General features: G+C 67.5%; 22 protein-coding genes and 2 tRNA genes. 15 read left to right on the forward strand and 9 right to left on the reverse strand.

The window, feature by feature from the left end:
* Window positions 1-4: 4 nt before the first annotated feature.
* The gene (locus ACLD0U_RS10320; RefSeq protein ID WP_410340580.1) at window positions 5-1705 is read right to left on the reverse strand and encodes a cytochrome c biogenesis protein DipZ; all 1701 of its coding nucleotides are present in this window, start codon (window positions 1703-1705) and stop codon (window positions 5-7) included.
* 172 nt (window positions 1706-1877) lie between these two features.
* Between ACLD0U_RS10320 and ACLD0U_RS10325 the strand changes: the two genes are divergently transcribed.
* The 9 genes from ACLD0U_RS10325 to ACLD0U_RS10365 all read left to right on the forward strand — a co-directional run bounded on the left by ACLD0U_RS10325 (window position 1878) and on the right by ACLD0U_RS10365 (window position 10085).
* Window positions 1878-2534 (forward strand): fasciclin domain-containing protein, encoded by a 657-nt coding sequence (locus ACLD0U_RS10325; RefSeq protein WP_274367448.1) that lies wholly within the window; start codon window positions 1878-1880, stop codon window positions 2532-2534.
* Window positions 2535-2681: 147 nt separating this feature from the next.
* Window positions 2682-2754: transfer RNA gene (locus ACLD0U_RS10330), tRNA-Lys, on the forward strand.
* 178 nt (window positions 2755-2932) lie between these two features.
* Entirely contained in the window at window positions 2933-3850 is a 918-nt protein-coding gene (locus ACLD0U_RS10335) for a MurR/RpiR family transcriptional regulator (RefSeq protein ID WP_179410177.1), read from the forward strand.
* Window positions 3851-3952: 102 nt separating this feature from the next.
* Entirely contained in the window at window positions 3953-5086 is a 1134-nt protein-coding gene (locus tag ACLD0U_RS10340; protein ID WP_410340581.1) for an ABC transporter ATP-binding protein, read from the forward strand.
* 52 nt (window positions 5087-5138) lie between these two features.
* Complete coding sequence (locus ACLD0U_RS10345) at window positions 5139-6488, forward strand: extracellular solute-binding protein (RefSeq protein WP_410340582.1); 1350 nt, start codon at window positions 5139-5141, stop codon at window positions 6486-6488.
* On the forward strand, window positions 6485-7273 hold the full coding sequence (locus tag ACLD0U_RS10350; RefSeq protein ID WP_206824572.1) for a tyrosine-protein phosphatase: 789 nt from the start codon (window positions 6485-6487) through the stop codon (window positions 7271-7273). The genes ACLD0U_RS10345 and ACLD0U_RS10350 overlap by 4 nt, the downstream gene beginning before the upstream one ends.
* A gap of 24 nt (window positions 7274-7297) precedes the next feature.
* Window positions 7298-8203 carry a phosphodiesterase gene (locus ACLD0U_RS10355; RefSeq protein ID WP_410340583.1) on the forward strand — a complete coding sequence of 302 codons (906 nt, stop codon included), beginning with the start codon at window positions 7298-7300 and terminating at the stop codon, window positions 8201-8203.
* A 6-nt stretch (window positions 8204-8209) separates the two neighbouring features.
* Window positions 8210-9175: a carbohydrate ABC transporter permease gene (locus tag ACLD0U_RS10360; RefSeq protein ID WP_410340584.1), complete on the forward strand. Its 966-nt coding sequence runs from the start codon at window positions 8210-8212 to the stop codon at window positions 9173-9175.
* A 7-nt stretch (window positions 9176-9182) separates the two neighbouring features.
* Complete coding sequence (locus ACLD0U_RS10365; RefSeq protein WP_410340585.1) at window positions 9183-10085, forward strand: carbohydrate ABC transporter permease; 903 nt, start codon at window positions 9183-9185, stop codon at window positions 10083-10085.
* A gap of 58 nt (window positions 10086-10143) precedes the next feature.
* On the opposite strand, the gene ACLD0U_RS10370 is transcribed toward ACLD0U_RS10365, so the two are convergent.
* Window positions 10144-10761 carry a TetR/AcrR family transcriptional regulator gene (locus ACLD0U_RS10370; RefSeq protein ID WP_410340586.1) on the reverse strand — a complete coding sequence of 206 codons (618 nt, stop codon included), beginning with the start codon at window positions 10759-10761 and terminating at the stop codon, window positions 10144-10146.
* Between the two features lie 69 nt (window positions 10762-10830).
* On the opposite strand from ACLD0U_RS10370, the gene ACLD0U_RS10375 reads away from it, so the two are divergent.
* From ACLD0U_RS10375 to ACLD0U_RS10390, 4 genes are read left to right on the forward strand one after another with little or no spacing between them, the layout of a single operon-like run.
* Entirely contained in the window at window positions 10831-11607 is a 777-nt protein-coding gene (locus tag ACLD0U_RS10375; RefSeq protein WP_206821938.1) for an ATP-binding cassette domain-containing protein, read from the forward strand.
* A 9-nt stretch (window positions 11608-11616) separates the two neighbouring features.
* Window positions 11617-12750 (forward strand): ABC transporter permease, encoded by a 1134-nt coding sequence (locus tag ACLD0U_RS10380; protein WP_410340587.1) that lies wholly within the window; start codon window positions 11617-11619, stop codon window positions 12748-12750.
* A gap of 1 nt (window position 12751) precedes the next feature.
* Window positions 12752-13855 (forward strand): ABC transporter permease, encoded by a 1104-nt coding sequence (locus ACLD0U_RS10385; RefSeq protein WP_410340588.1) that lies wholly within the window; start codon window positions 12752-12754, stop codon window positions 13853-13855.
* Window positions 13856-13909: 54 nt separating this feature from the next.
* Window positions 13910-14737 (forward strand): serine hydrolase domain-containing protein, encoded by an 828-nt coding sequence (locus ACLD0U_RS10390; protein ID WP_410340589.1) that lies wholly within the window; start codon window positions 13910-13912, stop codon window positions 14735-14737.
* 10 nt (window positions 14738-14747) lie between these two features.
* Here the strand turns inward: ACLD0U_RS10390 and ACLD0U_RS10395 are convergent, their stop codons facing one another.
* From ACLD0U_RS10395 to ACLD0U_RS10405, 3 genes are read right to left on the reverse strand one after another with little or no spacing between them, the layout of a single operon-like run.
* Window positions 14748-15398, reverse strand: coding sequence for a YigZ family protein (locus tag ACLD0U_RS10395; RefSeq protein ID WP_206824561.1), 651 nt, complete (start codon window positions 15396-15398; stop codon window positions 14748-14750).
* Window positions 15395-15955 carry a DUF1697 domain-containing protein gene (locus ACLD0U_RS10400; RefSeq protein ID WP_410340590.1) on the reverse strand — a complete coding sequence of 187 codons (561 nt, stop codon included), beginning with the start codon at window positions 15953-15955 and terminating at the stop codon, window positions 15395-15397. Before ACLD0U_RS10400 ends, ACLD0U_RS10395 begins: the two co-directional genes overlap by 4 nt.
* A gap of 2 nt (window positions 15956-15957) precedes the next feature.
* Window positions 15958-16539: an isochorismatase family protein gene (locus ACLD0U_RS10405; RefSeq protein ID WP_410340591.1), complete on the reverse strand. Its 582-nt coding sequence runs from the start codon at window positions 16537-16539 to the stop codon at window positions 15958-15960.
* 489 nt (window positions 16540-17028) lie between these two features.
* Here ACLD0U_RS10405 and ACLD0U_RS10410 point away from each other — a divergent pair, with 489 nt between their 5' ends.
* Window positions 17029-18696, forward strand: a complete 1668-nt coding sequence (locus ACLD0U_RS10410) for a sodium:solute symporter family protein (RefSeq protein WP_410340592.1) — start codon at window positions 17029-17031, stop codon at window positions 18694-18696.
* A 1-nt stretch (window position 18697) separates the two neighbouring features.
* On the forward strand, window positions 18698-18835 hold the full coding sequence (locus tag ACLD0U_RS10415; protein ID WP_179410162.1) for a putative transporter small subunit: 138 nt from the start codon (window positions 18698-18700) through the stop codon (window positions 18833-18835).
* A 53-nt stretch (window positions 18836-18888) separates the two neighbouring features.
* Here the strand turns inward: ACLD0U_RS10415 and ACLD0U_RS10420 are convergent.
* The 4 genes from ACLD0U_RS10420 to ACLD0U_RS10435 all read right to left on the reverse strand — a co-directional run bounded on the left by ACLD0U_RS10420 (window position 18889) and on the right by ACLD0U_RS10435 (window position 22887).
* Window positions 18889-18960: transfer RNA gene (locus ACLD0U_RS10420), tRNA-Thr, on the reverse strand.
* 84 nt (window positions 18961-19044) lie between these two features.
* Window positions 19045-20664: an acyl-CoA dehydrogenase family protein gene (locus ACLD0U_RS10425; RefSeq protein ID WP_410340593.1), complete on the reverse strand. Its 1620-nt coding sequence runs from the start codon at window positions 20662-20664 to the stop codon at window positions 19045-19047.
* The gene (locus ACLD0U_RS10430) at window positions 20661-21308 is read right to left on the reverse strand and encodes a TetR/AcrR family transcriptional regulator (protein ID WP_410340594.1); all 648 of its coding nucleotides are present in this window, start codon (window positions 21306-21308) and stop codon (window positions 20661-20663) included. Before ACLD0U_RS10430 ends, ACLD0U_RS10425 begins: the two co-directional genes overlap by 4 nt.
* A gap of 52 nt (window positions 21309-21360) precedes the next feature.
* Entirely contained in the window at window positions 21361-22887 is a 1527-nt protein-coding gene (locus tag ACLD0U_RS10435; protein WP_410340595.1) for an alpha/beta hydrolase, read from the reverse strand.
* Window positions 22888-22900: the final 13 nt, after the last annotated feature.

Genomic DNA, 22900 nt, shown 5'->3' on the forward strand with positions numbered 1-22900 from the left:
TCCGTCACCCGAAGGTGAACGAGTACACCTCGACACCCTCGGAGACGTCGACGGTGAGCACACCCGTGTGCGGGTCGTCGTCGACGACCTGATACGAGCGCGGGGTCCCGTCGACGCGCAGTGTGCGCGTCGAGCCGTCATCACCACGCACCGTGACGTCGCCTGCGCCGGCGAGGACCATACGGACCTCGGATGCCCGATAGTTGAGTCGAATGCCGCTCTCCCCCGCCACAGGTGTGGCGTACTGCGTCTCGATCTGCCAGTCACCATCGAGAGCGAAGGAATCATCCGGTTGCTGCTGTGGCAGCGTGTAGCTGCCACGTCCGGCCCGGTAGGCGCCCGGCCCGCCGTAGTTGACGTCCTTCGCCGAACCGAGGAAGGTCTCTCGAGTGGTCGCCCCCACCTCGGGGGTGACATCGGCGATCTCGGTGGCCTCGGGCAGGGACGCATTCGGATCTGCGTCCTGCAGCAGCTCGCGGATCATCTTCTCGGTGGCGGCGTAGTTGCCCTCACCGAACGAGATGTGGCGCACCGTTCCCTCGGCATCGATCAAGTAGTGAGCGGGCCAGTAGCGGTTGCGATACGCCGTCCACGTCGAGAGGGTGTTGTCGAGCGCCACCGGGTAGTCGATGCCGAAGTCGTCGATCCCGGCGCGGACGTTGCCGGCGTCCTTCTCGAAGGCGTATTCCGGGGAATGGATGCCGATGACGTTCAGCCCCGCATCGCGGTACGCGTCATCCCAGGCGACGACATGCGGGATCGAACGCTGGCAGTTGATGCACGAGTACGCCCAGAAGTCGATCAGCACCACCTCGCCACGCAGTTGCTCGAGGTCAACGCCTTCGCCGTCGGGGGTGTTCAGCCACTGCTCGATACCGCGGATCGCGGGAGCGGTGCCGCACTCCTCCAACACCGTCGCGCCGTTCGTGCAGTTGTCGAGCTCGCGGTTCTCATCGGTGACGAGCCCGCCCAGGTCAAGCGCATCTCCACGTTCTGCCAGATCCTGCTGGAGTCCGGCGGTGTAGTCGGGAACCAGCCGCTGCAGCATCTGCGGCACGTTGAAGACCAGGCCGACCGCCAGAGCGATCATCGCCGCACCCGCGGTGATCCGCAGCATCCGCTCGCGCGAACGGAACGCACGGATGCGCTCGACCAACCCGCGGCCGGCGAGCGCGAACGCCAACAGCGGAGCAGCGACACCCACCGCGAACGAGGCGGTCAGCAGCACGGTGTCGAGCCCGATGCGTCCGGTGGATCCTGCCACGATGATCGCGGCCAGCACCGGGCCCGCGCAGGGGACGAACACGGCGCCGAGCGCCAACCCCACCCCGAACCCGCTGCCCCGGTTCTCGACCTGCTTGCGCGGGATCCACTGGAACGGCTTCTCGAGCAGGTGCTCCAGCCGCGGAATGATCAGCGCCAGTCCGAGAAGCAGCAGCACGATGATGCCCGCCCACCGCAGCACATCCTGTGGCAGGTTGAGCAGGCCCAGCAGCAGCGAACCGAGCAGAGTCACGAGCGTGAAGCTGAGCATGAGCCCGGCGATCACAAGAAACGGCCGGCTGCGTCGCGCCGGCAGAGCCTCTCCCTCGAACCGCGCGGACTGCGCGCCGCCCGTGAGGAAGATGACCGGCAGCACCGGCAGGATGCACGGCGAGATGCCGGTGATGAGGCCGCCCAGCAGCCCGATGATGATCAGTTCCATGATCCGCCTTCCGTTGCTGGTGCTTCGGCCCGGCACCCCGGATCGGATTGCTTCAGCCCGGAAATCCGCGGCGCAGAGAAAAATCTCGAGATTCTCCGATCCGATCTGGCGAGGCCTCCGAACAACCGTCAACGCCGCGGGAAGTCCGCGGCCCCGAACCCCGGAGGTTGAAATGCTCAGCACCAAGAAGAAGACCACCGCAGCTCTCGCCCTCGGCTTCGCCGGCGTTCTCCTGCTCGCCGGATGTTCGGCTGGGTCGGACACTGAGTCGGCATCGACCGAGCCCGAGGCCCCTGCGACGTCGGAAGAGGCAACCGACGACATGATGGACCCGGCCGCGAACCTCGTCGGACCCGGCTGCGCCGCCTACGCCGAGCAGGTGCCGGACGGCGACGGCTCGATCCAGGGCATGTCGCAGGACCCGGTCGCGGTCGCCGCGTCGAACAACCCGCTGCTGACGACGCTCGTCTCGGCGGTGAGCGGTCAGCTCAACCCCGACGTGAACCTGGTCGACACGCTCAACGGTGATGAGTTCACCGTGTTCGCCCCCGTCGACGACGCGTTCGCGAAGATCGACCCCGCCACCATCGAGGCGCTGAAGACCGACGCCGACACGCTGTCGTCGATCCTCACGTACCACGTGGTGCCCGGTCAGATCGAGCCCGCCGACATCGCCGGCATGCACACCACCGTGCAGGGCTCCGACCTCGAGGTGACCGGCTCGGGCGAGGAGTGGATGGTCAACGACGCAGGCGTCATCTGCGGTGGCGTGCAGACCGCCAACGCCACCGTGTACCTCATCGACTCGGTGCTGCTGCCGACCGAATGAGTGCAGTCGCGCCAGTGGTGGGGACCGCTCGGCGCGAGAACTGAGAGGGAGTGCGGCTTCGGGGGATGCCGCACTCCCTCTTGTGCGTCTACTCGTCGGACCGCTCGTTTCGCCCTGGATGATCACGTCGCCCTAGACTGGAGCCACGGGCCTCTAGCTCAGTCGGCAGAGCATCGGACTTTTAATCCGCGGGTCGTGGGTTCGAGCCCCACGGGGCCCACCGCACAGGTTTGTTCCGCACGCCCGCATCTCGATACGCGGCACGCATCGTTCACCGGCCGTTGTCCACACGGCCGCCCAGAATCACTACGGTTCGGAGCGTTCAACCGGAGGAGAGCAATGCACATGGTCGGCGTACGACGGGTATCCGCACCCGTGTGCATGGCATCCTCGTTGGCATGAACGCGTCGCTTGGCGAGCCGCCCCTGGGCGGCACGATCGAACAGATCCTGTCGTTGTTGCCGTCCCTGGTGCCGAGCGCGCAGCGCGTGGCACGGCTGTGTGCTGAGCGGCCGCAGGATGTCGTCGAGATGTCAGGAGCTGAGCTCGCAGAAGCTGCCGAGACCTCCCCCGCCACGGTCAGCCGTGCGAGCCGCGGGCTGGGATTTCGAGGGTTCCAGCACCTGCGCATGATGCTGTTGCGCGACCTCGCGGCCGAGGGAGCACAGCGACAGGAATGTCCGACGGGCACAGAAGGGTATCTGCGCAGCCTCGCCGAATCGGCAGGGACGATGCTGCAGACCTCATTGGCTTCCGTCGACCCCGACGCGTTCGATGCGGCGGTCGCGGCCATCGCCCGCGCGCGGCGAGTGCTTCTGGTCGGCACGGGCGGTTCCCACGCGGCCGCGCAGGCCGCCGCCATGGCGTTCACGATCAACGGGCGCCCCTGCGAGGCACCGAGCGATGGCGTCGTCGCGCAACTGACGGCACGCGTGCTGAGCCACGACGACGTGTGCCTGGTGGTGAGCGCCAGCGGCGCAAACTCGCTGTCGCTGGCTGTCGCGGATGCTGCCATCGAGGCCGGTGCAACGGTCATCGGGCTGAGCAGTTTCGCTCGTCCTCCGCTCGCCTCCCGCGCCGCGCACATGCTGGTGACTGGCGCCCGTTTTCAGAGCTGGGACCAGGGCACGATGGCGAGCGGATTGGTGCAGTTGCTCGCACTCAACGCCTTGCAGATCGCCGTCGCTGAACGAATGGCCGATGCGTCCGAGCGCGCCCGCACCGCCGTACGCGAGGAAGTGCTCGACCTCGTCGCCGACGATGCCACAGACACGGATGAAGATGAAGATGTTACCGCCGAGGGCTATCGTCGTTGACCCCTCGTTAGTAGGAAATTAACTTTCCCAGATTCGAATGTAACCGCAAGCGAATTTCACGGGAGGGTCCCGGCATCATAGGTCGCTTGCGGAAAGCGACTCATGGGAACCATCCAGCTCTCGGGCATCGGTCGCAGCTTCAGGAGCACCGTAGCTGTCGGCGACATCGATCTGACGATCGAGGACGGCGGGTTCGTCGTTCTGCTCGGTCCCTCGGGGTGCGGCAAGACGACACTGCTGCGCATGATCGCCGGCTTGCTGGAGCCCACCGCCGGTCGCATTCTGCTCGACGGCGATGACATCACCGAGCTGCCCTCGAAGAAGCGTGACCTCGCGATGGTCTTCCAGAGCTACGCCCTGTACCCGCACCTGAGCGTCCGCAAGAACCTCGCCTTCCCTCTCAAGGTGCAACGACTGAGCGCCACAGAGATCGAGCGGCGCGTCGAGGAGGTCGCAGAAAGCCTCGAGATCGGCCATCTGCTGGAGCGCAAGCCCAAGGAGCTGTCCGGCGGGCAGCGTCAGCGCGTCGCCGTCGGGCGCGCGCTCGTGCGGAACCCGAAGGCGTTCCTGATGGACGAGCCGCTGTCCAATCTCGACGCGAAGCTGCGCACCCAGACCCGACACGAGCTGACCGCGCTGCACCGGCGGCTGGGCGCGACCTTCGTCTACGTCACCCACGACCAGGTCGAGGCGATGACGATGGCGACGAAGATCGTCGTACTCAACGCCGGCCGCATCGAGCAGTACGGCACTCCCGAAGAGGTCTACGATCGCCCCGAATCGGTCTTCGTCGCGGGGTTCCTCGGCAGCCCGGCGATGAACCTGATCGACGCGCGCATCACCACGAGCGACGGCGAGGTCGCCATCGAGGCAGACGGCGTCACCGGCCGGCTGTGGGCGGGACGCAGTGACGACCTCGACATCGTGCTCGGGGTACGCCCCGAACAGGTCGCCGTCGCGACGGCACCGCTGACCGGCCCCGGAGTGCGACTCGCCGGCCGTGTCGAGATCGTCGAGAATCTCGGCGGTGAACAGATCGTGACAAGTCTCGTCGCCGGAAGCCGGGTCTTCGCGCGCACATCACGCGATCTGATCGTCACGCCCGGCCAGGACGTGACGCTGTGCGTCGCCGCCGAAAACGTGCACCTCTTCGATCGTGACTCCGGGCGACGACTCGTCTGGGTCGACGACGCCGAACCTGCCGCCGTGGCGGACACCGAACTCGCTGCCGTCTGAGCATCGCCCTTCCTTCTCCCTTCTCTACCCACCCCTCATCAAAAGGAACATCATGAAACTCCGTGCCCGTCGCGCCGGACTCGCCGCCACGGCGATCCTCGGCGTCGCCGCCCTTGCAGGGTGCAGCTCTGCCACCGGCTCCGCTGCGGATGCCTCCGGAACGCTTGTCGAGCTGTCGGACGACCAGCAGGTCGAGATCGTCTTCGAGTCGTACAACCTCGCCAACGTCGGCACCTGGTCGGATGCCATCAACCAGTTGCTCGACGAGTTCATGGTCGAGCACCCGAACATCTCTGTCGTCGGTCAGCCGAGCTCCTCCGCAGGCACGGCGGCGAGCGTGCAGCAGCAGCTGCTCGCCGGCGCCGCCCCCGACATCGCACAGCTCACGTTCAACGAACTCGACTTCGCGGCGACCACGCTGGGCGCTCAGAACCTCACCGCGCTGGTGGGACAGGAAGGCCTCGACGCGCAGTTCGGCGGCGAGTACCCGTACCACGAGCGCGCCGCTGTGCTCGCGGACTGGGACGACGCCGCCTACGGCCTCCCGTACGTGTTCTCGACTCCCGTGCTCTGGACCAACGCCGAGGCGTTCGCCACCGCGGGCCTGGACGCCGAGACGGTCGACCTGTCGACGTGGGAAGCCGTCTCGGAGGCCGCGGCGACGATCACGGCCGCAACCGACGCGCCGTCGCTGAGCATCTCGTGCGTGATCACCGGAGGAAGCTGGTGCATGCAGGGCCTCTTCCGCTCCAACGGCGCGGATGTGCTCAGCGCGGATCGCGCATCGATCGAGTTCGGCTCCGACGCCGCGATCGAGACCGTCCAGACGTTCACCGACATGTTCGAGTCCGGCATCCTCACCAACGAGGACTCCACCAGCCAGTACGAGGCGTTCGCCCAGGGCAAGACGGCCATTCATGTGAACACCTCTGCCCTGCAGGGGGCGTTCATGATGGGTGCCGAGGCCGGTGGCTGGCAGCTGGGCGCTCGCACGCTCCCCGCCTTCGACGACCAGGCTGTCGTTCCGACGAACTCGGGCTCGTTCCTGGCGATGTTCGCCACCGACCCCGCCAAGCAGGCCGCGGCATGGGAGCTCATGCAGTGGATGACGAGTGAGCGCGCGTACGAGATCATCTCCACGCAGATCGGCTACCTGCCGCTGCGCAGCAGCATGACCGAAGAGGGTGGCCCGCTTCACGAATGGGTCGCGCAGAACCCGCTCGTGAAGCCGAACCTGGAACAGCTCGACGCACTCGAGCCCTGGGTGTCGTACCCGGGCGACAGCTACGCGCAGGTCGATCAGGTCCTGGCCACAGCGATCGAAGAGTCGATCTACTACGGCGCTGACCCGACCGCGACCATGCGCGAGGCGGCAGACCGCGCCCAGGGGCTGATCGAGTGACCGGCCACCCTCTGCTCGACGCGGAACACGCGGCATCCGCGCGCCGCAACCAGCCGCTCCGCGGGCTCTACAACCTGCGTGACACCGGCGGTTACCCGGCAGCATCCGGCGCCAGCCGCTGGGGCAAGCTGTTCCGGTCCGACGCCCTGCACCGGATCGACGATGCCGGACGCGACCGTCTCAGTGAGCTGGGCATCACCCGGGTGATCGACCTGCGGGGCACTGAGGAACGCCAATCGTCGCCAAGCGCACTGGACGGCATGGATCTCACGGTCTATCACCTGCCGGTGTTCGATGACGCCGCTCCCGCCGCGCAGGCCGCAGGCGGTGTGGCCCTCGCCCCGGTATACGACCACATGGTGGACCGACGCGGACGCCAGCTGGCCGCTGCCATCAAGACCATCGCAGACGCCCCGCAGGACGAGGCCGTGCTGGTGCACTGCACGGCGGGCAAAGACCGCACCGGCATCGTCGTCGCGTTCGCGCTGAGCGCGGCCGGCGTCGAACGCCGCGCTGTCGTCGACGACTACGCCGCCAGCGAGGAGAACCTGCGCGGCGAATGGGTCGATGCCATGGTCTCGTCGTTCGAGCAGCGTGGGTTCACCCTCACCCCCGACGTCCTCGGGCTCATCGCCGAGAGCCCGGCCCCCGTGATCGACGCGCTGATCGACCGTGTTGAGAAGCAGCACGGGTCGGTCGCCGACTACCTGCTCGCGCACGGCCTCACCGGTGATGACCTCACGCGGCTCACCGCCGCGCTGGTCGACACCCGTACATCCGCCTGACCCCCGACTCCAGAAACGAGACACATGTCCACTCTCATCGGACAGCACCCTGCTCCCGAACACTTCATCCTCCACGTCTCCGACACGCACTTCGTCGGCGACGGCGACCTGCTTCACGAGAAGATCGACTCGGACAAGAACCTCGCCGAGCTCTTCTCCGGCTTCGAGAAGGCCAACGCCCGCCCCGAAGCGATTGTCTTCACCGGAGACCTCGCCGACACCGGCCGCCCCGACGCCTACCAGCGACTGCGCGCCATCGTCGAGCCCGCCGCTGCCGCGCTCGGCGCCCAGATCATCTGGGTGATGGGCAACCACGACGAGCGCGTCGCGTTCCGCCGCGGTCTGCTCGACGAAGACGCCGAGCAGTCCGAACCGGTCGACCGCGTCTACGACATCAACGGCTTGCGGATCATCGCCCTCGATTCGACACGGCCCGGTCAGCACTACGGTGAGATCACTGACGCGCAGCTCGAGTGGCTTGCGAACGAGCTCGCCACCCCGGCGCAGGACGGCACGCTGCTCGCGCTGCACCACCCGCCCGTGCCGAGCCCCCTGGGCCTGATGGGTCTCGTCGAACTGCGCGACCAGGAGCGCCTTGCGGACGTGCTGCGGGGCTCAGACGTCCGTGGCATCCTCGGGGGCCATCTGCACTACTCGACGACCAGCACGTTCGCCGGCATCCCGGTATCGGTGGCCTCTGCCACGTGCTACACCCAGGACCTCGCGGTGGCGAACCCGGGGGCACGCGGGCAGGACGGCGGCCAGTCCTACAATCTGGTGCACGTGTACGGCGACCGGGTGCTGCACTCGGTCGTGCCGATCGGGCAGTTCCCGACGGTGTACGAGATGACCCCCGAGATGCTCGAGGCGTTCATGAAGATGAGCGCCGACGAGCAGCTCGCGGCCGTCAACGGATCGGCGCAGGAGTAACTCCGGATGTTCGTCACCGTCACCGCACCTTCGCCGGCCCGCCCGGTCGGCGAAGGTGCGGGCGCACCCGCGGCGCCGGCACGCCGTCGCCGTCTGCGCCCGCAGTCGCTGCAGCCCTACCTCTACGTGCTGCCGGGCATCCTGTTCCTCATCCTGTGGACGTACAGCCCGCTCGCGCAGACCTTCGGCCTGTCGTTCTACGACTGGAACCTGCTTCCGACCAGCCCCAAGACCTTCGTCGGCACCGACAACTACGCCGAGGTCCTCGCTCTTCCTGAACTGCACACGGCACTGCTCAACACCGTCGTCTACATTGCGGCGTTCTTCGTGTTCTCTCTCGTGTTGCCGATCGCGATCGCCATGATGTCGCGCCAGGTCACGGGGCGCGCACGCACGTTCTACCAGGCGCTCATCTTCGTGCCGTTCCTGATCACGCCGGTCGCGACAAGCGCTGTGTGGCGCTGGCTGCTCGCCGAACAGGGCGCCTTCGCCACGGTGCTCGCGCACTTCGGTGTCGACATGCCGAATGTGTTCCGCGACCCGAATCTGGCGATCTGGAGCATCATCGTGATCGTCGGCTGGCAGATGTTGGGGTTCGGCGTCCTCGTCGTCGCTGCGGGCTTCGCCGGGATCGCCCCGGAGTACGCGCAGGCGGCTTCGCTGGACGGTGCCGGTTCCGGTCGCATCTTCCGGAGGATCACCCTGCCGCTGCTCTCGCCGACGCTCGTATTCCTCTCGCTGATGACGATCCTGCTCGCGGCGCAGTGGACGTATCCGATCATCGACCTGCTCACCCAGGGTGGCCCGACCAACTCGACCACGAACATCTACTACCTGCTCTACCAGTTCGGGTTCCAGAACTTCGACGTCGGCATCTCGTCGGCCGCAGGCGTGCTCTTCTTCGTCGGATTCGGAGTCATCGCGTTCATCTTCCTCGAGCTGCAGGAGCGGCTCAGCTTCTACGACAACTAGGACCGACATGTCTTTCGTCACCGTCACCACTCCTGCGCTGGCAGCAGCGCCACGGCCGTCCGCCGCGCGCCGGCAGGGCGAAGAGGACGTCGCCGTCGCTTCACGGAGCCGCGTCGGCACGGTCGTCGGGCACCTCGTGCTCGTGCTGCTGGCCGTGTTCAGCGTCTTCCCCGTCTACTGGATGTTCGCCACCGCGTTGCGCGCCCCTGAGAACGCCCTCGACCAGACGCTGCTGCCGTGGCCACTGAGCCTGGAGAACTTTGCGTACGTCTGGGACACGATCCCGATCGGTTCGATGCTGGTGAACACGTTCGTCATGGCGCTCACCCTGGCAACAGCCCAGCTGCTGATCGCCGTGCTCGCCGCCTACGGGTTCGCGGTGTGGAACTTCGCGGGCCGAAAACTGCTGATGTTCCTCTTCATCGGGTCCTGGCTCGTGCCGTTCCAGGTGACCATGATCCCCAACTACGTGCTGGTGTCGCAGATGGGGCTGCTCGGAACGATCGGCGGCGTCGTCGTACCGCAGCTCGCGGGCGCGTTCGCGGTGTTGCTCATGGTGCAGCACATGCGCGCGTTCCCGCGTGAGCTGATCGAGGCTGCGCACCTCGACGGCCGCTCGAGCTGGGCCACTCTGTGGTCGGTCGTTGTCCCGAACATGCGGCCGGCACTGGCGGCGCTGGGCATCATGGCATTCATCTCGGCGTGGAACGAGTACCTGTGGCCCACGCTGATCATGCGGCAGAGCGATGCACTGCTGCAGGTGGGCGTCCGCAGCTTCCTCAGCGCCGAGGGCAACAACTGGGGCGCCACGATGGCCGCCGCCGGACTCGCCTGCGTACCGGTGCTGCTGATCTACATCTTCCTGCAGCGCTACGTCGTCGACGCGTTCGTGCGCTCCGGCTTGAAGTAGGCCGCGCCTGCGGCATCCGCGAAGTGGGTGCGGGCCGGGAATCCGGTCCGCGCCCGCATCATGTCTGCTCCCCCGTGCGCACCCGATGGACGCGACGCGTCGTCGCCACACGCGCGCTCGGGGCCAGCGAGTCGAGGAACTGCTGCGCATCCTGCCCGGCCAATGACGGCACCCGCAGCACGTATCGACCGAAGATGACACCGATCACCAGTGTCAGTGCTGCCGTCGCTCGTGCGCGCGCATCGGGGCCGCCGAAGTATTCAACAATGCGGGTCATGACCTCTCGATCGAGGTATTCGAGGAACGGCTGGCGCACCTCTTCATCGGTCATCGCCATCTGCACGAGGTGCGTCAGCGAGCCGGACACCTCGGGACGCTCCCATGCCGTCGTGACGAGCACGAGCAATCGGATGCCGAGCGTGTCCGGATCGCCGGGGAATGCCCGCTCGAGAACTTCCGCCGGGGCCAGCTCTAGCGCCATCGCCTGCGCGAACAGCCCTTTCTTGGAGCCGAAGTGGTAGGAGATGAGCGCCACGTCGCACCCCGCTCTCTCGGCAATGGAACGCAGTGTGGTGCGCTGATATCCGCCACCGACGAACAGCTCACCCGCGGCCGCGAGAATCCGCGCCCGCCCGTCGTCGGCCCCCCTCTTCGGACGGCCTCGCTGCTTATTCATCACGCTTGATCCTACTGGCGCCTCGACAGCAGGCTCGTCTCATCCGACCACGAGATGAGGAGAGCGAACGTGACCGCAGCGATCGACCTGGTAGGCGTCGACGTCGAGTTCAAACGGCGTGGACGGGCCCCGTTCCACGCCCTCAGTGATCTGACGCTGCGCGCCGAGCGCGGTCAGGTGACCTGTTTGCTCGGACCGAACGGTTCCGGCAAGACGACACTGATCAACGTGCTGACGGGATTGCTCACCCCGACAGTCGGAGAGGTGAAGGTGCTGGGACTGATCCCTCGTCAGAACCGCAGGGAGCTCCTGAGCCGCGTGGCAGTGGTCCCTCAGGAGACGGCACTGTACCCCGAACTCACCGCCCGGGAGAACCTGACCTTCCACGCCGGCTACTACGGGGTGCCGCGCGACCAACAGAAACGTCGGGTGGCCGAGGCGCTCGACCTGGTGCAGCTTCAGCAACGCGCTGACGATCGCGCGGGCACGTTCTCCGGCGGGATGCAGCGTCGGCTGGCGTTGGGCAAGGCTCTCATGATGGCCCCGGACCTGTTGGTGCTGGACGAGCCCACGCTCGGGGTCGACGTGCAATCGCGAGAGGCGATCTGGGCGCGCATCCGCGAGACCGCCGCCGAAGGACGCGGCGTACTCCTGACGACGAACTACATGGAGGAGGCGCAGCGTCTGGGCGACCGGGTCATCATCATCGACCGTGGTCGGAACGTCGCGGCCGGCACGATCGACGAGCTCACCGCGGTCGTGCCCGAGCCCGAGCAGGTGCTGCGGCCGCAGGCGAGCCTGCAGGACGTGTTCCTGCACTACACCGGTCGAGACCTGAGGGATTGAGAGGACGTAATGCGATCCATCACGGCTCTGCTGTTCAAGGATCTGAAGGTAGCGTGGCGGGCTCCGCTGTTCGCATCGATCAGCATCCTCGTGCCCGTCGCGTTCACCTTTCTCTACGCGATTGTGATCCACGTGTCGACGACCGCGACCATCGCTGTTGCCGATGAGGACGACTCTTTCCGATCGCACCAGTTCGTCCAGGTCATGGAAGACATGCGAAACGACGACGGGCAGTACTACGAGATCCTCACGACGGATCCCGAGCGGGCACGAGAGATGTACTCCTCCGGCGAGGTCGGCGCGGTGCTGACGATCCCCGACGGCTTCGACGACGACCTCGCCTCCGGACTCGCTCCGCAGGTCGAGCTCGCGCTGTTCAACATCAACTCCGACGGCACGAAGAACCAGCATCTGCGCCTGGAGCAGGCGCTGCGCACGTTCAACGCCGAGGTTGTCCCGGCCTCTTCACCGCGTCTTCAGATCGTCGAGACAACGGCGATGGAAGATGACATCCCGATCACGATCTACCTGGGTTCGGCACTCATCCTGTTCGCCGCCCTGTATTCGGGCATCGTCAATGCCGGCGTCTCTCTCACCCGGGAGTGGGAGGAGCGCACCGCCAAGGCACTGATCCTCTCTCCTGCGGGCCCGGGCGCGCTCGTCGCGGGCAAGTGGCTCGCCAGCCTGGTGCTCTCTCTCGTGACGATCGGCTGCGCGACTGTCGGAATCGGCTGGGTGCTGGGCTTTCCGCTCGGTCGGTTGGGACCGTTGGCTCTCGTGTCGGTGATCGTCATCTGGGCATACGGTGCGGCCCTGGGAACGCTTCTGGCCGTGACGCTGCGCCGCAGCCTCCCGCTGATCCCGATTGCGGTGATCCTCGCGGTCGGGCACTTTCTGGTCTCGGGGTACGAGTCGTACATCCGCGGTTTCGCTCACGGCGGGATCGCCGAAGTGCTGTGGCGGTTGACCGAGTGGATCCCCCTGCACCATCTCTTCGACGCCGTCCGGTTCGAGGCGGCCGGTCTTTCCCAACCGCCCGGGCTGGCCTGGGGGCTGGTGAGCAGCATGCTGATCGCCGCAGCTCTCGCCGCCTTCGCGATCGTTCGACTGACCCGCACCGCGACATTCACCCAAGGACAATGACATGACGCAGCTGAACGCCCTGTTCGCCCTCATCGGCAGGAACCTGCGCCTCGCCCGCCGCCGGATCGACCTGCTGATCCAGACGATGGCCGTTCCGGTCGTGGTGCTGGGACTCGCCTCGATCATCTTCGGTGCGAGCGATGCCTGGCCGATCGCCGTCATCGACGAGAGCGATTCCGCCGATTCGCGCAGCCTCATCCGCACTCTCGATGACACACACGGCGCCACGGGCCCGTACTTCGACACGGTCACCACGGACGCCGATGTGGCCGAGGGGATGCTGCGCGATGGCCGGCTGCACGCGATCGTGACCATTCCGCCCGACTTCGCAGAGACGCAGCGCGTCTCAACGAGCACGTACAACATCAATACCGATGCGATGAAGAACGTGCGGTTGCGTCTGACGACCACCGCGAACCTCTACGACGACCTCTCACACCTGACGGGGGTCTCTGCCAGCACCATCAAGGAGCAGCGAACGGACGTCACGCGGACGGCGTTCATGGGCGGCTCAGCGGTCATCCTCGCCCTGCTCCTCGGAGCCGCCCTGATCTCGGCGAACCTGTACGCCGTCGAGACAGAGCACCGCACGCGCAAGGAGATCGCGCTGACGCCGGTGGGCACGCATCTCGCGGCGGCAGGCGCCGCGATCGCGGGATGGATGCTGTCGCTCGTGGCAGCGATCCCGACGGTGCTGCTGGCGTTGGCTTTCGGTACGCGCATCGCCCCACTCGACCTGATGCAGGCCGCACTCATCGTGGTTCCGGCCGGTGTCGCTTGCGCGGGTCTGGGCGTGCTGGCGGCCGTCGGGCTCCACACGCACCGCCTGATCCAGCCGGTCATGATCATGCTCGCCCTCGGCAGCTATTTCGCCAGCGGAGGGTTCATCCCCGTCTCAGGCCTGCCCCCGCTGGCGCGCACGGTCGCGGAGTGGTGGCCGCCGACCTACGTCTTCGAGTGGGCCAATCCCGTGCTGCATGGCTTCGCGGCTGGGCCCTCCGCGCTCTCTGTCGCGGCCGTGCTGACGGCAGCGGCGGTCACGGTGGGTGCGGCCATGTGGGCCGCGCGTCAGGACTACCGGCGCTCACACGCACAAGGCCAGTAGGGCGCAGCCACCCGGCACGGCGCGCGCCCGAACCATGCGTGGGAGGATCGAGGCATGAACACTCTCGACGCCGCTCTCGCCCGCATCGAGGACTGGCCGGCGCAGAACACCGCAGCCGCGGTGATCTCGGCCGACGGCCGCGTGCTCGCCTCGCACGGTGACATCGAGCAGCCTTACCGACTGGCATCGGTCACGAAGCCGCTGACCGCCTATGCAACGCTGATCGCGATCGAAGAGGGGGTCTTCGCGCTCGATGACCCGGCGGGCCCCGAGGGGTCGACGGTGCGCCATCTGCTCGCGCACACGTCGGGACTCGACTTCTCCGAGAACAAGGTGCGCTCGGCCCCGGGTACCCGACGCATCTACTCGAACCGGGGCTTCGACGTGCTCGCCGAGACGCTGACCGACCGGTCTGGTATCCCCTTCGACACCTATCTCGATGAGGCGGTGTTCGCACCTCTCGGCATGGACACCGCTCGGTTGGATGGGTCGGCGGGCGCCGGCGCGGCGGCATCCGTCGCCGATCTCTCACGCTTCGCCGCCGAACTGCAGCATCCGACGCTCCTGGCGCCGCAGACGCTCTCCGAGGCGACCTCCGTCGCCTTCCCCGACCTGGACGGCGTCCTGCCCGGCTTCGGCGCGCAGCGCCCGAACGACTGGGGGCTCGGCTTCGAACTGCGCGGCCAGAAGAGTCCGCACTGGACCGGATCTGGCAACTCCGCCCAGACCTTCGGTCATTTCGGTCAGACGGGCACGTTCCTGTGGGTTGACCCGCAGGCCCGCGTCGCATGCGTCGCCCTGGGCGATCGCGACTTCGGCCCGTGGGCGGCCGAGGTCTGGCCGCCGTTCTCGGATGCCGTCCTGACCGCTCTGCGCAGCTGAGCGCGGGCACCTAACCGCGCGGCACGTCGATCACGCGTCGTTCGCCGGTCTGCACCGCCGCCACGGCACCGCCCGAGGCCTCGGCGACCTCGGCGGCGAGCGCGGGCAGCGCATCCGCCGGGGCCCACACCTCGAACCGGGCTTCTGCCGCGTAGACGGTCTCACCCAGCACCGCACCGTGTGCGGCCACCCAGGTGCGGACGAGATTGTCGAACCTCCCCGCATCGGCGTGCGGCACCGCCAGCGTGGCCTGCGCCAACGGCAGCCGGTCGACGAGAGCCGCCCCGTCGAGCGCCTCGGACACCGCCGTCGAGTAGGCACGTACCAGGCCCCCGGCACCGAGCTTGATGCCCCCGAAGTACCGCGTGACCACCGCGACGACGTCGGTCAGCTCACGCCGACGCAGCACTTCGAGCATCGGCATGCCGGCAGTGCCCGACGGCTCGCCATCGTCGGACGAACGCGCCCGGTCTCCGCTCAGCCCCGTGACCTGCGCGCTGCAGTTGTGCCGGGCGTCCCAGTACGTCTTCTTGAGCGCGGCGATGATCTCGTCGGCGTGCTCGGGCGACTCAACCGGTGCGACCGTGGTGAGGAACCGCGACTTCTTGATGACGAGTTCGTGTTCGACGGGGGCCGCGATCGTGGCGGGGAAGGCGCTCACGTGCTCGTCAGCTCGATCAGGCGGCGCAACGTGTTGAGATTCCGCGCCGTCCCCGTGGTTGTGAGCGCCCGGTCGAGCACGCCCTTGGAGAGCTTCGTCGCTCCCGCCCCGCCGGGCCCGTAGTCGATCCAGAGGTCGCGTCCGACCAGCGCGATCCGCTCCCCCGGCAGCAATCGCGGTGTGAGGGCAGCAACGGCATCCGGTGCGGGATCGGACGCGAGGAACATCACGTGCAGCGTCTTATCGAGCGGCGCATCCGGGAAAGGGTTGTCGCGCAGAGCGGCGACGAGCTGCGCATGCGTGCGCACGATCACCGGCGTATCAACACCGAAGTGCTCGGCGATCAGCGCCCGGACCTCAGCGCTCACGTCGGCGGCATCACCGGCCAGATCGCACAGGATGTTGCCGCTGGCGATGTACGTCGACACGCCCGTCAGCGCGGTGTGCTGCGCAAGCACCGCTCGGAGCTCTGCCATCGGAACCCTGTTGCGGCCCGAGACGTTGACGGCGCGCAACAGCAGCGCGCACCGCGGCGCGCCGGCGACCGGTTCGGTCACGTTCAGACGTCCGCGCTGACCGCGAGTTCAGCACCGGCGTGAGCGAGCTCGGCCAGCGCCACTTCGCTCGTCTCCTCCCCGACGCCCGCAGTCAGATCGGTCAGCACACGCACGTGAACGCCATGGGCGATAGCATCCAACGCCGATGCGCGCACGCAGTGATCCGTCGCGATGCCGACCACGTCGGCGTCGGTCACGCCGTGGGACGACAGCACCTCGGCAACACTCCGCCCCTCCTCGGTGACGCCCTCGAACATCGAGTAGGCGGGGATGCCCTGCCCCTTGCGCACATGGTGCGTGACGGCGTCGGTCACCAGCAGCGGATCGTACTCGGCGCCGTCGGTGCCGGCGACGCAGTGCACCGGCCACGTGTCGACGAAATCGGGAGCGTCGGCGAAGTGCCCGCCGTTATCGCCGTCGGCGTCATGCCAGTCGCGGGACGCCACGATGACGGCGTAGTCGCCCGCGCGGTCGGCGAGCAGCTGCGATACGGCGGATGCCACGGCATCACCACCCGCGACGGCGAGCGCCCCGCCCTCGGTGAAGTCGTTCTGCACGTCGACGATCAGCAAAGCCCGGCTCATGCCTCGAGAGTACGCCGAGATACCGACATCGCGAACACCGTGCGCATTTGACTTGACCAGGCGGATTGCTACGTTGGAGAAGCGGGCCCAGTGCGCTCGCTGCGCTGCCGCCGTTCGCGAGCGCCCGCCTTTTCGGGGCACGAGATGCCCCGCCTCAGGCGCGCCACGACTGCGCCTCGTCGTGAGCAGCGCGGCGCTCTCGCCGGTCTCGTGCGGGTGGAATCTCCGTCCGCGCACGCGTGCAGCACCCCGCAGGGCGACGGATGCTGTGGCGCGCGTGCTCACCGACGAAAGGACCTGTATGCCGGCCCGCGTGACGCCCGCCTCCCGCTACGACTCCGCCCGCACCTCCGGACCCCTCAAGGCCACGCTCCCCTCCCGTTAGCGCTCTCTCGCTCCCGTGATCCGGCACCGACGCCGACCTTCGATACGAGAGAGAGAAACGTGGAAAACCTTCAAGTGCTTTCCGGACCCATCACGGTCCTTCTGATGCTGCTGTTCTTCGGCGGCAGTCTGTACATGTCCCTGCGCATCCGCAAGCGCACCGAGAACGCCGATGGCTACATGACCGGCGGCGGCAAGATCGGGTTCGGCATCTCGGCCGCATCGATGACCGCCACCTGGATCTGGGCCGCTTCGATGTACGCCTCAGCCACCTCGGGATACACCTACGGCATCTCGGGCCCCATCCACTACGGCCTGTGGGGCGCGCTGATGATCCTGCTGATCTACCCCTTCGGTCGGCGCATCCGCCAGGTGGCCCCGAAGGCGCACACGATCGCCGAGGTGATGTTCGCCCGCCACGGCCGCTCCAGCCAGCTCATGCTCGCCGGATCGAACGTGCTCGGCAGCGTCATCAGCCTGACCTCGAACCTGATCGCCGGTGGCGCGCTGATCTCGCTGCTGTCGCCGTTCACGTTCAGCCAGGGCATCCTCGCCATCGGCGCCGGAGTGCTGCTGTACACCCTGTGGTCGGGATTCCGTTCCTCGGTGCTGACCGACTTCGCCCAGGTGTGCGCCATGCTCGGCGCGGTGATCGTGATCATCCCCGTCGTGTTCTTCGCGGCCGGCGGCCCGAGCCTGTTCGAGACGGGCGCATCGAACCTCACGCCGCAACAGGCGGACTTCTTCTCGTCGGACGCGTTCTTCAACCAGGGCGCACCCTACATCGCCGCCGTGCTGGCCTATGCGATCGGCAACCAGACCATCGCACAGCGCCTGTTCGCGGTGCGCGAGGACCTCATCAAGAAGACGTTCGTGACGGCGACGTTCGGCTACGGCGCCACGATCATCGGCGTCGGCATGCTCGGGGTCATCGCGCTGTACGCGGGCATCACACCCGAGGGCGGCGACGTCAACAACCTGATCCCACAGATGGCCGCGACCTACCTGTCGCCACTGCTGCTGTGCATCTTCTTCGTGATGATCATCGGGTCGCTGTCGTCGACGGCCGACTCCGATCTGACCGCGCTGTCGTCGATCGTGATGGCCGACATCTACGGCCAGAACATCGCCGGCAAGAAGAAGGCCAACCCGCGCACCATGGTGCTCATCGGCCGCATCACCATGGTCATCGCGATGGTGGCAGGACTCTACTTCGCCGGCAGCCAGTTCAACATCCTCGACCTGCTGGTGTTCGTCGGTGCGCTCTGGGGTGCACTGGTGTTCCCGGTGATCGCGAGCTTCTACTGGAACCGGGTGACCAACCTCGCCTTTTCGGTGTCGGTGGTCGTTGCTCTGGCGGCGTTCCTGCCGGTGCGGTTCGAGTGGGTCGACCTGAGCGGCCCGATCGGCATCGCCGCAGACGTCCTCTCGACGATCGGCATCGGCGTCGTACTGGGCCTGATGGCCTTCGGCTTCTTCGGCACGCGGGTGGCGCTGATCGTGGGCGTCGTCTCGACCCTCGCCGCGGCACCGTTCGCCATCGGCTTCCTGCACACCTACCCGGTGCTGTCGGGCTCGCTGATCGCCTACTCGGTCTCGACGATGGTGTGCGTCGCCCTGACGCTGCCGAGCCGCAAGCCCGACTTCGACTTCGACGTCATCAAGCAGCGCACCGGTGACTTCGACACCGTCGACACCGACGCGCTGAACGTCGAACTGGCGCAGCTCACCGACACCGAGAAGCCCCTGCGGGCCGAGAACGAGAGGAACTGACATGGAACTGTCGACCGTCGCACTCACCGTGTACGTGCTGATGTGGCCTGTGATCGTGGCCGGCACGCTGACCGTCATCGTCCGTGCCTTCATCAAGGAAGCCCGCAAGGCCAAGGCCGAGGGCCGCTCGGTCATCTGATCCGACGCGAGTACGCAGAAGGCCCGGGATGCTGGCATCCCGGGCCTTTCTCGAGCCACCTGTCAGGATCGAACTGACGGCCTTCCCATTACGAGTGGGATGCTCTACCACTGAGCTAAGGTGGCGTGCGCGGTGAACCGCGGCACGATCAAGAATCCTACTACGCCAGAGCCGTCATCGCGAAACCGGCCGTGTCACCACGGGCGTGTTCACGCCCGTGCGGCGATCGCGACAGCATCCGCTCCCGTCGGCAACGCGCCGAACAGGAACCCTCCCGCGTCATCGCCGAGGCGAGAGCCGACGAAGCCGTCCGCCACGGCGGACGGCGCGTGCTGCACCAGCAGGGCCCCCTGCAGGGCCAGCGCCAGAGCGCTCGTGAGTGCGCGTGCCCGCCGTTGGGGAGCATCATCCGCGCCGACCGCGCGCACCAGCGTGCGTGTTCGGTCCAGGTGCGCGTCGAGGCGGGCATCCGCTCCGCGCGCGTTCGAAACCTCCGCATCGAACGCGTCGAAGGCCTCAGGCTCGCGACCGAGCGCCCGCAGCACGTCGAGCGCGATCACGTTGCCGGACCCCTCCCACACGGCCAGCACGGGCTGCTCGCGGTAGCGCATCGCCAGCGGGAAATCCTCGGTGTAGCCGTTGCCGCCCAGGCACTCGAGCGCCTCGGCCGTATGCGCGGGACCGCGCTTGCAGGCCCAGTACTTCATCACCGCCGTACCCAGACGCGCGAAGGCGGAATCCTGCGCGGTCGCGTCCCGGTCGTACGCACGCGCCAGGCGCAGCACCGCCGCTGTCGCCCCCTCGGTCTCCAGCTGCAGGTCGGCGATCACTGCCGTCATGGCCGGCTGATCGATCAGCGTGCGGTCGAAAGCCAGGCGGTGTCTGGCGTGCCAAGCCGCCTCGGCGACGGACTGGCGCATGCCGGCGACCGACCCGAGAATGCAGTCCAGCCGCGTGTGGGTGACCATCTCGATGATGGTCGAGACTCCCCGCCCCTCCCCACCGATCAGGTGAGCGATCGCACCGTCGTACTCGACCTCGCTGGAGGCGTTGGCGGCATTGCCGAGCTTGTCCTTCAACCGCATGATGCGCATGGCGTTGCGCGTGTCGTCGTCGAGCAACCGCGGGACGAGAAAGCATGACAGCCCGCCGGGCGCCTGCGCGAGCACCAGGAAGGCGTCCGACATCGGCGCCGAGCAGAACCACTTGTGCCCGGTCAGCTCATACCGGCCGTCACCGATCGGGCGCGCGACCGTGGTGTTGGCCCGAACATCGGACCCGCCCTGCTTCTCGGTCATCGCCATACCGAACAGCGCGCTCTGCTTGCCCGGCACGAGCCGGCCGTCATACGACCGCGACAGCAGTCGTGGCATCCACTCCGCGGCGACATGCGGATGCTGCTCGATCACAGGCACGGCGGAGTGCGTCATCGACACGGGGCATGCGTGTCCGGGTTCGATCTGCGCGTAGAGCATGAAGGTCGCAGCCCTGGCGACGTTGGCACCGGGGCGCGGGTCGGCGAACGCGCTGGTGTGCGCGCCATCGGCCACAGCCGCCGAGATGATCCGATGGTAGGCGGGGTCGTAGTCGACCTCGTCGATGCGATGACCCCAGCGGTCGTGGGTGCGCAGTTCGGGCTTGTGCCGGTTCGCGCGTCGCGCGTCGTCCTGAAACTGTGCGGTTCCGACGCGGAGCCCGGTGGCGCGTAGCGCCTCTTCGGCCCAACCCGCGTCGTACCGCGCGACGCCCTCGCCCAGGGCGACGTTGGCGGTGTACTCGTCGAGGTCGACGCGGGGCGGCGCCTGGTTGAAGACCTGGTGCGTGCTCATGGCCCCGGTTCCTCGCCCGAGAGACCGTGCGCTGATGAGGGAGGATCGCACCGCGCACCGACGGCGCGCAGGCACAGCGCGGTGATCGCCTCGACGACGGCATCGGAATCGTCATGCTCGGCGCTCACCGGAGCAAGTGGCCCGGCCAGTGCTTCGCCGATGGCGCCGACGAGTCCGGCCGCGGTCAGTCGCGCGTTCTGCAGCGCGAACTCACCGCTGCGCACGCCGTCCGTGACGATCTCGGTGAGGATGCCGACATAGCCGCGACGATAGATGAGCCGTTCGTCGTCGACGATGCGGTCGACGGGTTCGGCCAGCAGCGCCCACGCGAGTCTGCCGCCGCGCAGCGCCCGATCGGCGAACGTCTCGATGAGCGCGACCAGTCTGCTGGTCGCGTCGGCGCTCGCGACCGCGGTCACGGCCTGGTCGACTGCGGCCATCTCGACACCGGCACAGCGACGGAACACCTCGGCGAGCACATCGTCGAGTCCATCCGCATATCGGTAGAGCAGACCGGTGCTCATCCCCGCACGCGCCGTCACCGCTTTGACGGATGCGGCGCCGAAGCCGGAGTCGCGCACGATCGCGGTCGCCGCTTCGACGAGGTCCTCGCGCCGGCCCGTGCCCCGACGTTGGAATGTCATGCGGGTATTGAACCACGGTTCACCGCGCTCTGACAGCCCTATGACCTCCGGGCTACTCGCAGCGCAGACCGTCCTCGGGCACGATGCCATCGATCAGGAAGCCCTCGACCGCGGCGTCGACGCACGCGTTGCCCTTGTTGTAGCCCGTGTGCCCCTCGCCGACGCGGGTGACGAGAACGCCGTTCTCGAGCTGGTCGGCGAGCGACTCGGACCACTCGTAAGGAGTGGCCGGGTCGTTGGTGGTGCCGACCACGACGATCGGCCCCGAACCGGATGCCGCGATCTCGCCGCGCGTACCGGTCGGCGGGTACGGCCAGACCGCACACGGGTCAGGCCCCTCCCAGTACGGTGCGAAGGTCGGCGCCTGCTCGCGGATCCGCTTCATCGCCGCCTCTTCGGCGACGGGATCATCCTCGACCGGATAGTCCATGCAGTTGTACGCGCGGAACGCCTCAGACGAGTTGTCGAGGTAGACACCATCGACGTCGCGACTGTTGTAGCTGTCGGCGAGCAGCATCATCACCGACGGGTCGCCCTGCAGCGCCAGGGTGAGCCCCTGTGTGAGATACGGCCAGCTCTGCTCGCTGTAGAGCGCCGTGATGACGCCGGTGATCATGGTGTCGGCCGTCAGCATCCGCCCATCACCGTTGGGCAGGGGCGAGCGCTCGACGCTCGCCAGCAGCGCCTGCAGGTCGGCGGTCGCCTCGTCGACCGTGCCGTTGAACGGGCACTCGGCCGTGTCGAGGCAGTCCTGCAGGTACGCCCGCAGCGCCGACTCGAATCCGACAGCCTGAGTGGTTCCCACCTGCAGGCCCGGCACCGCCGGGTCGATGGCGCCGTCCAGCACGAGGCGCTGAGCCCGCTCGGGGTAGAGCTTGGCGTACGTCGCTCCGAGGAACGTCCCGTACGAGAATCCGAGGTAGTTCAGGTGGTCGTCGCCGAGCACTCCTCGGATGAGGTCCATATCGCGGGCGGAGTTGACCGTGGTGATGTGGGGCAGGATGCCGTCGCTGTTCGCCTCGCACGCGTCGGCGAACTCGGCGTTGCGGGCCGTGACCTCGTCCTCCCACTCCGGTGTTCCGCGCTCGGCGGTCAGGACACCGTAGTTGTACTCGTCCATCTCGGCATCGTCCAGGCACTGCACGGCCGTCGAGCGACCGACGCCGCGCGGGTCGAAGCCGATCACGTCGAAGCTCTCGATCAACTCGGGGCCCACCGCGTACTCGAGCGAGTCGGCGACGAAGTCGTAGCCGCTGCCGCCGGGGCCACCGGGGTTGATCAGCAGCGAGCCCTGGAACTCGCCCGTCGCCTGATGACGCACCAGCGCGAGCGAGATCTCACCGTCGCCCGGATTGTCCCAGTCCAGCGGCGCGGTGACCTCGGTGCAGTCGAAGCGCGCACCGCACGATTCCCACACGATCTCCTGCGAATAGAACGGCACCAGTTCGGGCGCGATGCCCGCGGTGTCGGGTGCGCGCGTCTCAGAGGCCTGCATCTCGGGGATCTGCGCGTAGAGGCATCCGGAGAGGGCGAGGGAGGCCACCGCGAGCCCGGAGACGACAGCGACAAGACGACGCACGCGACCCGATCGG

The sequence above is a fragment of the Microbacterium sp. 2216-1 genome, assembly GCF_046507855.1.
Lineage (GTDB): Bacteria > Actinomycetota > Actinomycetes > Actinomycetales > Microbacteriaceae > Microbacterium > Microbacterium esteraromaticum_C.